The sequence below is a fragment of the Flavobacterium sp. 90 genome, assembly GCF_004339525.1.
Classification (GTDB): Bacteria; Bacteroidota; Bacteroidia; order Flavobacteriales; family Flavobacteriaceae; genus Flavobacterium.
Genome location: NZ_SMGE01000001.1, coordinates 4,552,415 through 4,567,685, shown reverse-complemented (window position 1 = coordinate 4,567,685; position 15,271 = coordinate 4,552,415). Strand labels below are relative to the sequence as shown.

At 28.8% G+C, this 15,271-nt stretch carries 10 protein-coding genes; all 10 read right to left on the bottom strand.

Features of this window, described 5'->3' with window-relative positions:
* Positions 1-10 precede the first annotated feature (10 nt).
* A complete protein-coding gene (locus C8C83_RS18705; RefSeq protein WP_121330114.1) occupies positions 11-4,453 on the bottom strand; it encodes a non-ribosomal peptide synthetase in 4,443 nt (1,480 codons plus the stop codon).
* Positions 4,454-4,511: 58 nt separating this feature from the next.
* A complete protein-coding gene (locus C8C83_RS18700) occupies positions 4,512-6,140 on the bottom strand; it encodes a cyclic peptide export ABC transporter (RefSeq protein WP_121330113.1) in 1,629 nt (542 codons plus the stop codon).
* Positions 6,141-6,144: 4 nt separating this feature from the next.
* On the bottom strand, positions 6,145-6,834 hold the full coding sequence (locus tag C8C83_RS18695; RefSeq protein WP_121330112.1) for a thioesterase domain-containing protein: 690 nt from the start codon (positions 6,832-6,834) through the stop codon (positions 6,145-6,147).
* A gap of 241 nt (positions 6,835-7,075) precedes the next feature.
* Positions 7,076-7,525 (bottom strand): hypothetical protein, encoded by a 450-nt coding sequence (locus C8C83_RS18690; protein WP_121330111.1) that lies wholly within the window; start codon positions 7,523-7,525, stop codon positions 7,076-7,078.
* Positions 7,526-7,696: 171 nt separating this feature from the next.
* Positions 7,697-9,202 carry a 2-isopropylmalate synthase gene (locus C8C83_RS18685; protein ID WP_121330110.1) on the bottom strand — a complete coding sequence of 502 codons (1,506 nt, stop codon included), beginning with the start codon at positions 9,200-9,202 and terminating at the stop codon, positions 7,697-7,699.
* A 147-nt stretch (positions 9,203-9,349) separates the two neighbouring features.
* The gene (locus C8C83_RS18680; protein ID WP_121330109.1) at positions 9,350-10,588 is read right to left on the bottom strand and encodes an MSMEG_0569 family flavin-dependent oxidoreductase; all 1,239 of its coding nucleotides are present in this window, start codon (positions 10,586-10,588) and stop codon (positions 9,350-9,352) included.
* A 62-nt stretch (positions 10,589-10,650) separates the two neighbouring features.
* Complete coding sequence (locus C8C83_RS18675) at positions 10,651-11,397, bottom strand: nuclear transport factor 2 family protein (RefSeq protein ID WP_121330108.1); 747 nt, start codon at positions 11,395-11,397, stop codon at positions 10,651-10,653.
* 174 nt (positions 11,398-11,571) lie between these two features.
* Positions 11,572-12,381, bottom strand: a complete 810-nt coding sequence (locus C8C83_RS18670) for a phytanoyl-CoA dioxygenase family protein (protein ID WP_121330107.1) — start codon at positions 12,379-12,381, stop codon at positions 11,572-11,574.
* A gap of 143 nt (positions 12,382-12,524) precedes the next feature.
* Entirely contained in the window at positions 12,525-13,982 is a 1,458-nt protein-coding gene (locus C8C83_RS18665; RefSeq protein ID WP_121330106.1) for an FAD/NAD(P)-binding protein, read from the bottom strand.
* 12 nt (positions 13,983-13,994) lie between these two features.
* Positions 13,995-15,218, bottom strand: coding sequence for an ATP-grasp domain-containing protein (locus C8C83_RS18660; protein ID WP_121330105.1), 1,224 nt, complete (start codon positions 15,216-15,218; stop codon positions 13,995-13,997).
* Positions 15,219-15,271: the final 53 nt, after the last annotated feature.

Below are 15,271 nucleotides of genomic sequence, written 5' to 3'. Positions count from 1 at the left end.
TAAATGTGTGTTAGAAATTAAAATCAAAATCTAATGCTTTATTCTTTTCAAACTCTAATTTATCATCAATTTGACCCAATGTCATGAATGGATTATCTATTATTTCATTTAAAATTTTACAGTATTTTAGAGCAATAATTTGAATTGTATTCTCTTCAAATAAATCGGAATTATAGTCTATAATACCTTTCAGGCTATTATTACTTTCAAACAAATTAAACACAACAGGCATTCTACTAAATTTGTGATCAATAGGATAAGAAATTAAATTGAAATCATTTAATTCATTGATATCTTCAAAGGAAAACTCTGGATTTTGATACACTAGCATAACATCAAAAATAGATTGAGATACTTTTTCAAAAGGAACAATTTGATAATCATCAATTTGTAATAAATCATTTTGCGTACTTTTCAATAAATCAATAAAAGTCTGCTTCGATCCCATTTTAGTTCTTAAAATAAGCGTATTAACAAACATCCCTATTTGAGTATTTAACTCTTGGATATTCCTTCCTGAGCTTACAGTTCCTATACAAATATCATTATGCTTTGAAAATTTATAAATCAAAACGTTTAGACTTGCCATTAAAACGGTGTAAAAAGTAACTTGCTCCTTAAGCGCCAATTCTTTTAAAGCTAAAGTAGTATTGCGTGTTAATTCAAACAAATATTTGCTTCCTCTTTGTTGATTGCCTTCAATACTAAAATCCTTGTCAAAAGAATTCTTAGGTTGATAATCCTGAAGATATTTTTTCCAAAATTCTTCATTTTTAAAGGCATTATCTTCTACTTTTTTATTAAACCATTCTGAATAATCTTTAAATTGAAATTTTAAAGTATTTATATTTGATGCATCTGGAAAAGCGCTTTCATTATAATTTTCAATAAATTCTTTGATAAAAATCTCTAAAGACAATCCATCCATTATAATGTGATGCGTAGAGAAGAGCAATATAAATTGATTTGTTTCTAATTGAAGAAGCTGGACTCTTATTAATAAGTCTGTTTCTAAATCAAATTCGGAATTAACTAATTGACTTATAGTTTCTCCCACTTTTTCACTTTTTAATTTATGGATAGAAATTTCAAGCCTAACGTTTTCAAAAGCATTAATCTTTTGATAAGAAGCACCGCCTATTTCAATAAAATTTGTTCTTAGGATTTCATGTCTACTAATTATTTTATTAATAGATTTTTTAACCTTATCCAAGTTTATAATCCCATCAACACTATAGCCAGCAGCCATATTGTATGCTATTGAACTATTTTTTTGTTGAGATGCAAGCCAAATGCTATATTGAGACGGCGTTAGATCGTAAAAATCTTTAAATTCCGATACTGATAAAGCATTCGATTGACTCGGTTTAAGTTCTTGTAAGTAACTAGCTAATAACTCAATTGTAGGATAGTCAAAAACTGTTTTCAAATTAATAGTAAACGAAAGGTGCTTAGCAATTAATCCAATCAATTTAACTGCATTTAATGAATGTCCGCCAAGAGCAAAGAAATTATCATTTACACTTATAGCTTCTTTACTGTTTAAAACTTCAACCCAACATTCAGATAGTTTTTTTTCTAAATCAGAAATAGGAGCTTTAAAATCATCATAATTTATATTTTGTTGAATATTTCTTTGCGACAGAGATTTTCTATCTATTTTTTGGTTTGGTGTAAGTGGAAATTCTTCCAATGGAATGATTACTGCGGGAATCATATAATAGGGAAGATTTATCTTCAATGTTGCAATAATTTTTTCTGTTTCAACTTCTGCTCTTTTTAAAATGTAAGCCACTAAAAAAGCTTCTTGTTGCTCCCCTTTTTTTGCAATTACAACTGAATCTTTAATTCTTTCTATTTTATTTAACTGTGCTTCTATATCCCCAAGTTCAATTCTATATCCTCTGATCTTAACTTGGTTATCATTTCTTCCCAAAAATTCTATTTCTCCTTTATCATTCCATTTACCTACATCTCCGGTTTCATAAAGTAAACTGGTTTCATTAAATGGATTTTTAATGAACTTTTCCTTCGTTAAAATGTCGTTTTTATAATATCCTTTCGCCAAACCGTCTCCTGCTATGTAAATTGCTCCAGACGTTCCAATTGGCTTAGGATTTAAAAAAGAATCTAAAATATAAAACTGCGTATTGTTTATTGGCTTTCCTATATTAGATGCCTCTTTGGGATTTGTTATTTTTTTTATACTGGACCAAATGGTTGTTTCTGTTGGCCCGTACATATTCCAGACTTCTAAACTATTATTAATTAATTTTTCAGCTAATGCTTCACTTAACAAATCACCTCCACACAGTACTTTTAATTCTTTATTTCCCTGCCAATCGGCATTAAACAACATCTGATAGAAACTTGGCGTAGCCTGAATTAATGTTGGTTGTATTTCTTCTATTTTTAGAATAGTAAAGTTAGGGTCTGATAAAATATCCTGATTTGCAATATATAGAGTAGCTCCTGATATTAAAGGTGCAAAAAATTCTAAAATTGAAATATCAAACGAAGATGTTGTAACTGAAAATAAGATATCATTTGAACAAACTCCAGGTTCTTGCTGAATACTCATCAAAAAATTAAGCAATGACTGATGCCCTATTTCAACTCCTTTCGGGTTTCCGGTTGAACCCGATGTGTAAATAATATAAGCTGTATTTTTAGGAGAAATGACTGCGGATTTGTTTCCTTCGAATGCACTAATTTCTGCTAAAATATTTTCTAACGATACTACTGCGACATTTTCAACTTTTTCTAATTCATACTCTTTTTCACTGATAACTACTTTACTTTGGCTATTATCAACAATGTAACTCAATCGCTCTTTTGGGAAAGTAGGATCTAATGGGATATAAGATCGTCCTGATTTTAATATGCCTAATAAGACAGGTAGTAAATTAGCTGATCTCCCTACTAAAACTGCAATTGGTGATTTATCATCTTCACCAAAAGAAGCAACAAGATATTCTGCTATCTGATTTGATAATTTGTTAAGTTCAGCATAAGAAAAAGATTTCTGATCATCTTTTACAGCCACCTTTTCCTGATTCTTTTCTACTTGTGCAGTAAATAAATCTAATATTGTTTTATCTTTTGGATAATCAGCTTTTGTACTGTTAAATTCTACTATTACTCGATGCTCTTCTTTTTTCGTTAAATAGATTAAATCTTTTAGTTTTTTATCAGGATAATTTAGAATTACATCAATTAAATTTTCAAAATGAAGAGCAACCTCTGTTATTCTTGCATCATCAAAATAATTCAGGTTATAATCAAAATCTATTTTCACATCTTCATCTTCATCAAACTCTCGAATATAGATAGCTAAAGCTACACGCTCTGATTGATGACTTAATGGAATTACTCTGGTTTGTGTATTATGAAAATTAGTTGCATAATTTTGTTTTTCATATGAGAGCGTAATATTAAATAATCTTTCTTTCTCATTAAAAGCCTGAAGTTCCTGAATTAACTTACCTAATGGAAATCTTTGATGGCGATAATCCTGTCTTAATTGATTTTTTATATCAGTGATCAAATCTGCAATAGAGGAATCAAAATCCAGAGGAATTCTTAAGGGAGAAATTCCCATAAAGAGACCTACTGTTTTCTTATATGCAGATTTACCTCTATTTAAAACGGGCAGACCAATTGCAAAATCATTATTCTGATGTTTTCTACCAAAATAAGTATATAAAACGGCCAGAATTAAATTAAAAGTGGAGCATTTATAATCTGAAGCTAAACTATTTAATTGATTATAAACATGTCTTTTGATTACTAACTCTTTGCGACTACTTTTATTAATCTTTATCGCATCATCTATTTTAGTAAACAAATTTTCAGGTAACGATTGAAATTTTTGTATCCAATACTTTTTATCTTCGGCAAATGACTCAGATATTTGATATGCAGCATCATCTTCTATAAAACACTTATAACTGAAAGAATATACTGTTCTAACCTCTCCAAATTCTAAAATCTCATTATAATTTTGAACCAATCTCTGAAACATTAAAGAGGTTCCCCAACCATCAGTTATGATATGATGATAAACTGAAAATAAGTAATGGTGATCATCTGTTATTTTAAGCAGAGTAAAAACATGTAACAGATTTTCATCAAATAAATCAAAAGGTTTCATAAATTCCTTTTGCATATAAAGTATAGATTCTTCCACCGGATTCTTGCTCTGAGAGAAATCAATAAATCCTAATTCAGAAGTATGTTCGGTTACTATTTTGCTTGTTATGTTTTCTTGAACTTTGCCGATAATAATTCTATAAGCATCATGTTGGTTGATAAGTTCAATATATGCCTTATTAAATATTTCGATATTTATTTGTCCTTTGATTTCAATTTTAGCTCCAATATTATATATGGGCTCGTTGGGATGCAATAACTGGTCAAAATATATATCTTGTTGTGGTAAAGTAAGTTTCATATCTAAAAAATGGGTTCGATTTTACTTATTTAATTTGATTCCTTTTCAAGGTTAAAGTTTACCATAGGTTTTCTACAGTCAAAAGCTCCTTTTCTATTTTGAGATCTTTTACAATTTGACCATAATCAAATTTAATTATTCTATCAGCATGTTTAAAATAAGCATCATCATGGGTAACCGCTATAATTGTTTTTCCTTCTTTTTTTAATTTAGGAATTAAAACTTCATAGAAATATTTTCTAAAGTATGGATCCTGATCTGCAGCCCACTCATCTAAAACTAAAATAGGTTTGTTTTCTAAAAGGGCAAAAATCATCGACATTCTCTTTCCTTGTCCTTTAGAAAAAGGTCGTCTTGCAGACTCTTCTTTATCATCGACAATGATTTTATCCAATTCCATTACTTTTAACAACTCCTGATAATCAGCATTTTGCTTTAATGAATAGTCGTCATAATTATGAGAAAATATATGGTTATCTGTAAAAACTGCAGCTATTAAATTTTGGACAGAATCATCATTATTGATAATTTCCTTATTTAAAACTATCTCACCATCAGATGGTTTATACAAGCCTGTTAGAATATTAATAAATGTACTTTTCCCGCTTCCATTTCCTCCAATAATGAATATTGTTTCTCCCTTTTCTATTGAAATATTTACCGGTCCTAAAGCAAAAGTTTGTTCCTTTGAATCATTTTCATAATTGAAACTTACATTGTTAAATTCTAAAGAATTAAATATTTCAGGAGTTGAATTTTGAATTGAAGTAATTATTTCGGTAGTATCAAAATCAGTCATAAATTTCTTGATTCTGGTATTGGCAACCGTTAACCTTGTGTAAATATTCTGCATATTGATCAGATTATTAATGGGCCCCGAAATAAACAATAAGATGACGACATAAGAAATAACATCTTCTCTTTTAAGTAATCCAATTTCCGGCAACAAAAAAAGAATTATTCCAATAACTAAATACAATCCATACTGACTTATCAGGTTAATAGATAAAAACACAAAGTTTATATTGAAATCCATTTTTTTTGCATTTTCCCTGTTAAGAAATAAATGATTATCCATTAGATTTTCTCTTCTATGAGTGCTTAACTTGAAGGCTTTAAACCCCTTTATTACGTCATCTACATATTTGTAGTAATGCTCATTATATTTTCTAAGAGTACCTACTTTTTGAGACATTGAACTGATTACAAAAAAATAGATAACCGCTATTAACACAATTAACGCAATAATAATCAAAGCGCCTGATATAGATAAAGTAAACAAATACAGCATGCAAAGCAACAACATCAATAAAGAATTAATAGAATGAGTAATAACTTCTGGAAAAGAGGAAAACATTCTCAAATCCTCGATTGCTGTATAAAATCGTTGGGATCCAAGTTTTTCAATAGTAATCAATGGTGTTTTTAATATTTTATCAAATATTTTTTTTTCATTTTCATATAATATTTCAAAAGAATATTTATTTATTTTTTTTTGAAATATTATATTTAACAGATAAGTATTAAATACAATTAAACCAAAAACGATTCCCATATAATCTGTTAAGAAATCTTTCTCTCCAGAAATTACATTGTTAATGATGTATACAATTCCGAAGCTAAGAATAGTGTTTGGTATAGAATATAGAATAAGGTAAATAATATTGTTAATAGATATTTTAAACATTGGCTTATTGATAAATTAGATTCTTAGTCAAATTGTTAAAATAGTTTATAAAAAAATCTACATGATCGAAAATAAAAAAATGATTGCCTTCTAATTCAGTTATGGTAACATTTTCTATTGTTTCGTCTTTCCAACCTTGCATTTCTTCTTTTCTAGCTTCTTCTGAACCATAGAAAACATCAATTGGTATTGTTAGTTTTTCTTTTTTTACATATTCATAATTCTCAATAGCTGCAAAATCTGCTTTTAGAATAGGAGTGTAAAAATCGATTAACTCAGGATAGTTTAATAATTCATCGGGAATCCCTCCTAGTTTTATAACTTCTTGCCACAATTCTTTATCTGGCAAATGAGAGAGTTTCACTTCTCTTTCTATGGAAGGCATTTTCTTGCCACTAACCACTAATTTTAATGGTTTTTTCAATCCCACTTCTTCTATCTTTTGACAGATTAAATAGCCTACTAAAGCCCCCATACTGTGACCATAGATGATGTATTTTTCATTAGTGAGTATTTCATTTTTAACTTTATTGAGTAAATCTTCTATAAATAATTCAATATCATAGATTAAATCTTCATGTATTCTTATACCTCTACCTGGATACTCAATCACTATTAGATCATTAGTTTTACTTGTGAATTTTTGAAAAGCGTATTTACTCCCACCAGCGAAAGAAAAGGATATTATTTTCATTTTTTATAAATTTTACAAGTGATTTTTTTTATAAAAATATTGTCAATTACTCTAAATTTACCATTCATAGATATTTCTATATTAGAGTTTATAAACATTTAGCGCCTGATTGTAAATTTATATCACGATATTTCTAGTTTACTCTTCATAAATTCGGATTTCATCTTTGACAATCCTCAATACTTTAACGCCCTTATCTCATGTTCAACAATTACTCTTTTTGATGATATTGCCTTGTTTTCTACATTTTGAAAATCGTTAAGTTTTTTTGAAATACCGTTGTATTATCGAGATTATACCCTTGGTACCCTGTGTCTTGAAACAGCTTCAAAACACATCTTTCCGGAAAAATTAATGACTCGTCATCTGCCATCTGCCATTTTTTATCATGGGTAGTGCCATTATAAGTTTTACTCAATAAATTACCCCAAGGCAGAGCCTTGAGGAATTCTTTGATTAAAAATTTTCCTGTTTTCAGCACAGGTCTGTTTATAGTATGTTCTTTTTTACCGCTATAATCCCTCTTTTGCTCTTCTTTGTGTAAAGATCTTTGAATGCAATGTTCCGTACCATCGAAAAACACAACTTCCGTCTTTTTCAACAAAATAGATAACTCTTCGGAATTACATGCAGGGACAAAATTTAACTCTTTTAAGTTCTGTAATAAAATTTTTAAAAATAAAGAATCCAAACATTTACCCTACGCTGTAACATACCCAAACTACCAGCTAGGGTTTCTTGTAAGGAGTTGCCTTTTAAGAACATTAAGACAAAACAGAGTTTGTCTTGGGATTTTCAAAATTACTGTCTAAATTATGCAATTCTGTTTTCTTGCTTTGTGGAGCAGCTTAATCATTCCTTTTTAAATCTTATTTAAGGCATTAATATAAGCATTCACGGACGCAAGAACGATATCTGTACTAGAAGAGTCTCCATTGTAAATTAAACATGAATCTCCATTATTAACTTTAATCGTCATACTTACCAAGCAGGTATCAGATGCCCCATTTGTAATTCCTTGTATTAAGAAATGCTCAATCAAAATGTCTTTTTTTAATATTTTGTTAATACTTTGAATTGATGCATCCACTGGGCCATTCCCCTTAGCGGTAGCAGACTCTTCCTTACCAAACAATTGCAAAACAATTGTTGATTCACAAAAATCAGACTTTTCGTCTCTACTATAATTTACTGACACTATTTTAATCGAACTATCTACATTATGCTTATTATTCATCAATTTTAATAAGTCATTTTCATTAACGGTAGATTTGTTGTCAGCAATTTTTAAAAAAGAATCATATTTTAAAGCTAGTTCCTCTTTACTTAAACTAAACCCCAGCGCTTCTAACTTATAATTTAATGCCGCTTTACCACTTCGTGCGCTCAAAATAAGCGAAGTCAAAGGAGCGCCAACTAACTCAGGATCAATTATTTCGTAATTATTCCTATCCTTTATAATCCCATCTTGATGAATTCCACTTGAATGCGCAAAAGCATTTCTTCCTACGATTGCTTTGTTTGATTGAATAGGACTTTTCATTAATTTTGAAACAAGCATGCTTGTTTCAAATATTTTCTTAGTATTTATTTTTGTTATATACTTATTTGATTCTCTAACCTTTAATAACATTACGATCTCTTCTAAAGCGGAATTACCTGCCCTCTCACCAAGACCATTTATTGTACATTCAACTTGTCTAGCTCCATTAAGTATTGCACTGTAAGAATTTGCTGTTGCTAAGCCTAAATCATTATGACTATGCGCAGATAATGTTACCTTATCAATATTAGAAACATTATTAATTAAAAATTTAATCATATTTCCATATTCTTCTGGAGTTGCATATCCATTTGTGTCTGGAAGATTTATAACTGTTGCTCCTGCCCTAATAACTGCATCACAAACTGATGCTAAAAAATCTAAATCTGCGCGACCTGAATCTTCTGCATAGAACTGCACATCGTCGACATAATTTCTTGCTAACTTTACCGATTTAACAGCGATATCTATGATATTTTCTCTAGTTGTTCTTAACTTATTCTGAATATGCATATCTGAAACCCCTATTCCTGTATGAATTCTCTTTCTCTTAGCGTATTTAAGAGAATCCGCTGCTGCTAAAATATCTTTTTCTACAGCTCTCGCTAATGAACATATAATAGGTTTATTAACATTTTTTGAAATTTCTATTATTGAATTAAAATCCATTGGACTAGATATTGCAAATCCTGCTTCTATAATATCAACTCCTAACATCTCCAATTGTTCTGCAACTAACACTTTTTCATTACTACTTAATTGACAACCAGGAGTCTGTTCTGCATCTCTAAGAGTTGTATCAAAAATATAAATTCTATCTGTCATATTATTCTGTTTAAAATTATTGAATTATAAATAAACTTTTACTTGTGCTATATTAAGGCAACAGATTCTTTTTTAACAAGAACCAACCAATTTAACAACAAATATTGATAACTAAGCGTTTTTTTTTAAGTTCATTCGTTTGTGTTACTAATATAAATGTTTTATAATATGATTACTAATATATTCTGCATCCTGCCCTACAAAAGATAACCCACCTGAACCATACGTATATAACCAAGGTAATCCTAAAAAATATAATCCTTGTTCATCGGTCACTCCACGATCATGAGTTGGATAATCATCACTATTAAATAAATGAGGAAAATCAATCCATTTAAAATCTAACTTAAAACCAGTGCACCAGATTACCGACGTAATTCCTGCTTCATTATAATCTAATGCCGTTTCGTTATTTTCTGTTGGTTCCCATAGCTGGTTATATCTATCATATTTAGGAGCCTTAATATTATTACTATCTATATATTCGTCTAATGTTTTTTGTATACGTTCATAAGCAAGATCTGCATTATCTAAGTTTTGCTTTAAATCGTTTTGGAATGAAATAATGCCATTATCTATGCTAGAAATCCTCCCATGTAACTTCATACCCTCCATAGCAAATTTTCTTAAATCGACATCCTGCCCTCCATCTCTTCCAGTAAGGTAATTGTTAGGTTTTCTTCTTAATTCATCAGGATTTTCTTGTTCTCCAACGGGTTTATTATAATGCCCCATCAACTCTAACCAATATACAATATCCTTTCCTCGGTGCCTACGAGGAGCCCTTGGAGCCGAACCTACGCTCAAAAATACTTTTTTGCCAGACATGTGTAAGTCTTGAGCAATCTGGACTCCTGATTGACCAGTGCCTATAACAAGTACATTTCCTTCCGGAAGAAGTTGAGCGTTTTTGTAATCAATAGAATTAATTTGAACTATAGATTTATTAAAGCCTTTACTAAAATTCTGTGGGATATTTGGAGTATGATACCCTCCTATAGCGCTTACAACAATATCTGCTGAATATTTTCCATTTGAAGTTTCTAGATAGAAAATATCTCCTAATTTCTCTTTGTATACTTTTGTGACATTTACGTTTCCTTCAAAAGGAGGATTAAAAGTATTAGCATACCCCTTAATATAATTAATCATTTCATCTTTTACCATAAATCCATCTGCATCATTGCCATTATAATGATAACCAGGTAGTCTGCATTGCCAATTTGGTGTAACTAAACAAAAATTATCCCATCTGTCTTGTACCCACGAATTCCCAATTTCACCACGATCTAATATCAAATGATTTATAGCATTTTTCTTCAAATAATAACTTAATGACAATCCAGCTTGACCACCGCCAACTATAATTACAGAATAGTGATTCATAATTTTTTTCTAAAATTTATATAAAACATTTAATTGATAATCCTTTTTTGTCATCACGACATTTAGTTAACAAAAACTTTTCTTTCATTAGCTATTTTCCATTCACCAGACACTTTGAATAAAGTTAAATAGGAAACAAATCCATCCGTATTGTTGTCAAGTTTAACTATTGACAAAGAATCATGAAAAACATCAATTGACACCAATCTATTGTTATATCCCGCTTTTGTGTCTATATTTTGTAAAAACTCAAATTTCTTTTTTAACTCTACTCTATCGGTAAGGAATATACTTTTTAACTCCCAATTCTCATCAAGAATACTTTTTAAACCTTCTTTATCATTATGTTGAATTTGTTTAAAATAAGATGCTATGACTTGTTCAACTAAGTTATAATCATTACAATTATTGAAATTCGGTACTATTTCTTTTACCCAAACTTTATCCAATATCAACCATTCTTCACCAAACTTTATCATAAAAAAAATTGACACGTGCATATTTGGCATTTTATCAACTCTTACTACTGAAAGTTTATCTTTTAGTATATCAACAGTAATAATTTCTCTATCTGCTGAATAATCTTTAATAGAACCAATATTTTTTAATCTGTTCAAAAAATCAATTTTACTCTCAACTCGTATATTGCTTTCGTTCAAAACATTATTGTCAAGCATTTTCCATTCTTCATGGAATACTTTTTCAAGTAGTTCTAAGTCCGAATTTTCAACACCTTGATAGTATAAATTTATTTTCTGGAAAATTTCAGACAAATTCTCCACTTCATTATTAGTTACAGGTATATTCATTATTTTTTATTTTATTTTTTTATTTTAAAATCTATAAAGCCCCCTGATAGTATCCCAAAAAGGGGGCATATTTTGATTTTTGACATTTTTGAAAGATAAATACATCCTATTTATTGAGTGTATCTGCTGATTTATTTAGGGTAGCATTAAGAACTACGGAAATAATACTTGTGCCTATATTAATTCAAATAATTCGTGATCTGAAATCGTTTCAATAGGACTAGAATCATGATTAACTATATAACTAGGTCTTGGATTTGAACTATCGGTAGATGTATTGTTTACATCATTATATGTCAAGAATAACACTTTTCTATCAAAAGGCGATAAATTCGCATTAGAGGCGTGTAATATATTACCATGAAATATTAATACAGTACCAGCCTTACCTTTAGCATTAAAAATACCTCCTTTACTGTTAATTAATTTTTTTAATGTTTGTTTTTTTATCACATGCTGCATTTCTGTAGACAATAGAGAATTCTTACTATCCAAAAACATTTTGTCATTTGGCACCATATTAACTTCCTCTTTGTGAGTATTAGGCACGATAAACATAGGCCCATTAAATTCATCTACATCATCTAAAAAAATGGAGAAATTTATTATGTTAGATGTAGGAATATTATCTTCTCTTTTCCAATAATAATAATCTTGATGCCATTGCCACCATTCACCTAAAAGACCTTCTTTAACATTAATTTTACTTTGGTATAAATAAACACCGTTGCCTATTAATTGTTTCATAGGCTCAACAATTTTATTGATTTTTGCAACTTTTTTAAACACATCACTTTCTCGTTCTGGCGCAAAAATAGTCCTGATTCCTCCATTACTTTCTTTTACAACTGTAGGAGAATTTTCTTTAATTGTAGCAGGAATGTCATTTATTAAACATTCAATTTCTTTATCAGAAAAATAATTTTCAATCAATAGAAAACCTTTTTCTTCAAAAATCTCTATTTGTTCTTTACTTAGTTTCATATATGTTATTAATTAATATTTTATTTTTTTATTTTATAGTACATTTTTAGCTATTATGCCATTAAGACTTTAAATACTTATGTAAAGTCTTTAAAGCTTCTAGTTGATATTTAAGAAGTTACTCCTGTGATTATTATAGGAATTCACGAGGTACTAATATGATTGGTTATTATATTAGCCTGTCTGGACGATTCCAGAAAAAAATTAGATACAATTAAGTTGTTTCTTAGTGTTGGACCTATTGCATATACAATGGGCGTATCTATATTTGAATTAGCATCAAAATCATTTCTGCATTTAAAAAATTTATTATCGATATCTAAAGAGTTCAGCCTATTTATATTTGTTTTAACAACACCTATTTCCAACATTGAATTTAACAACGAACTAAAATCTTTATTTTCGATATTTATGGGAGAAGAGTCAATAATTTTATTATAGACAACATTTTTGTTTTTTATTAAAAATCCTTTCTTTGAATTTGAATAATAAACATTCTCATGTGACGATTTAGTAATTTCCAATCTCCCATTATTTAAATAATCTTTTAATAACAAAGCATTTTCTAAAGGCATTGAAGATATAAATCTATCTATTATTTTTTTATATTTATTCTTAATAAGAATTCTATCAGCTGTTGAAAATTTAAACCAATAATTGGTTAGTATTTCCAACATACTAAAGACTAAAACTTGCCACTTATTCTTTGAGTAAATACAATTCAAAATATCCGTTTCTAATTGTATTTTTGGATCTTTACTTATTAAAAAATAACTCTTTACATCCTCTTTAGTAGTTAACAACAATAGCTCTTTAAAAAAAAGTCTTTTTAAATGATTCACGCTAATAGTTTCACTTTTAAAACCTTCTAAACCTAAATACTTTGGTTTATAATCTCCTCCCATGTCTGACCTAACCGATGGTAAACTACCGCTTTTTGATAGGATACAAATTTTACCTTGATGTTTACTTTCATTAAGCAATAGCATAGTATCAATAGCTGATAAATTTGAACCAATTATAAGTACATTGTCATTCTTATGAATTTTGCCATTTATATTTAAAAAAGAGTTTTCAATATACCCGTCATTATTAGAAAGTTCCCCAAGTTTGCATTTCATATTAATGGATGAACTTGTATGCCCAGTACAAAGAATTACATACTTAAATAAATACTCGTTCATACTAGTATCAATAAATGTGTGTTTTGCATCATATTTGAATAAGAAAAAATCAAAAATTCTTACATTATTGTTTTTTTCCGAACTTTTTAATAAATATTCATTTAAAGTTTCAAACAAGTATTTTGATGCTAGATTTCTAGGCACAAATGCTGATTTCAACTTATACTTTTTAGGTATATCTTTCTTAGAATTTAACCATTTAAAAAAATGCAATCTATCTTCATAGAAAACAGATGTTGTATCTACGGTTGTATTTAGCAATAAACTATCTGAATCCACTCTAAAAGAGTTTCCTTTACAGAAGTTCTGATTGATATCGAATATTGAAATGTCTGAATTTGAAAGATTTTTCAAAAGATTAATTAATACCGAAATACCACATGGACCGGCCCCAACTATAGCAATTTTCTTTTTCATTTTAAAATTACATTAGTTAGTAATAAAATTAGCAATTTCAAAATGTTTCAATGTTTCAAAATCTTTCAGTGCATTATCGTAAGATTCATTATATACAAGAATAAATGCTAAAATATCAATTGCATTTTTTGATTTATTTAGTAATTGCCCTTCTTTATAATTCCACGTAATATTATAGGTACCAGTAAGAGCAGGCATATCGTTCTTATTTATAATCCCATTTTTTGTAGGCCAAACTACTGAAAAAGCATGTTTTCCATTACTGGTTTTCACATCAAAACGTTTTTTATTCATAAATAATGAAACTTCTAAATCCAGAATATTAATTCCAAAAGTTTGTTTATATAAATCAACGACAAATAACCCTGGCGCTCTGGCACCTGATTCAATAAACACCATTTCGTCATTGTCATTCAAAAAAACTTCTGTATGCTGAATACCATCGGGCATACCTAATGCTTCGACACAGGAAAGCGCAAAATCCTTAACTTTTGAATTATTAGATTTAATGGGAAAAGAAGATGTTGAGTAACCATTTGTAAAATCTAATGGAGGTACATTAAAAATACAACTTTCAATGAAATAAACTTTTCTTTGAAAAATAACTGTATCAACGTGATACATTCTTCCACTAATAAACTCTTCCGCTTCATAAGTATAATCTTTACTATAAAGAGAATTAAAGAATAGTTTAAAATCCTCATATGAACTTACTAAAAATACACCGTTTGAAGCAGCTGAATTTATGGGTTTAATTATAATTTTATCTCCTAATTTATCTTTAAGGTGATTATAATAATCAGTATCTGAATTTTGATTTAAATAACAATTTTTCGGAACTCTTAAACCGTTATTTGCTATTTTTTGCTTCATCTCCATTTTATCTCTAAAAAATGCAGCTTCTTTAGTTTTCATACCAAAGATTTTAAAGTCTTCTCTTAATCTAGCTACTAATTCAATATTAGCTTCATCTTGACAAAAGAATAATGCCTCTTCACTATTTTCTAATTCATCTTTAATTATTTTAAATACTTCTGCATACTCTAATCTACAAAGAACCTTGTATTTATCGCAAACATCATCAACAAAATGGGTCTTATCAAATTGAGACATTAATTCTTTAGAAATATTTTTTATATCACTCTTACCCACAATCAGCACTAAATCACATGCACTATATTTTGATAAGCTATATCTTGAAGCTTGTCTTAGCCCAATAAAAAAAAGTTTTTTCATAAATATCAACAAAATTTATAATTAGTTGGATGTAATTATTTATAGTTAAAGAC

Coding starts and splice junctions, on each gene's coding strand:
- C8C83_RS18680 (WP_121330109.1), bottom strand. CDS start 10,588: ATGAATCACTATTCTGTAATTATAGTTGGCGGTGGTCAAGCTGGATTG.
- C8C83_RS18705 (WP_121330114.1), bottom strand. CDS start 4,453: ATGAAACTTACTTTACCACAACAAGATATATATTTTGACCAGTTATTG.
- C8C83_RS18695 (WP_121330112.1), bottom strand. CDS start 6,834: ATGAAAATAATATCCTTTTCTTTCGCTGGTGGGAGTAAATACGCTTTT.
- C8C83_RS18700 (WP_121330113.1), bottom strand. CDS start 6,140: ATGTTTAAAATATCTATTAACAATATTATTTACCTTATTCTATATTCT.
- C8C83_RS18685 (WP_121330110.1), bottom strand. CDS start 9,202: ATGACAGATAGAATTTATATTTTTGATACAACTCTTAGAGATGCAGAA.
- C8C83_RS18670 (WP_121330107.1), bottom strand. CDS start 12,381: ATGAAACTAAGTAAAGAACAAATAGAGATTTTTGAAGAAAAAGGTTTT.
- C8C83_RS18665 (WP_121330106.1), bottom strand. CDS start 13,982: ATGAAAAAGAAAATTGCTATAGTTGGGGCCGGTCCATGTGGTATTTCG.
- C8C83_RS18660 (WP_121330105.1), bottom strand. CDS start 15,218: ATGAAAAAACTTTTTTTTATTGGGCTAAGACAAGCTTCAAGATATAGC.
- C8C83_RS18675 (WP_121330108.1), bottom strand. CDS start 11,397: ATGAATATACCTGTAACTAATAATGAAGTGGAGAATTTGTCTGAAATT.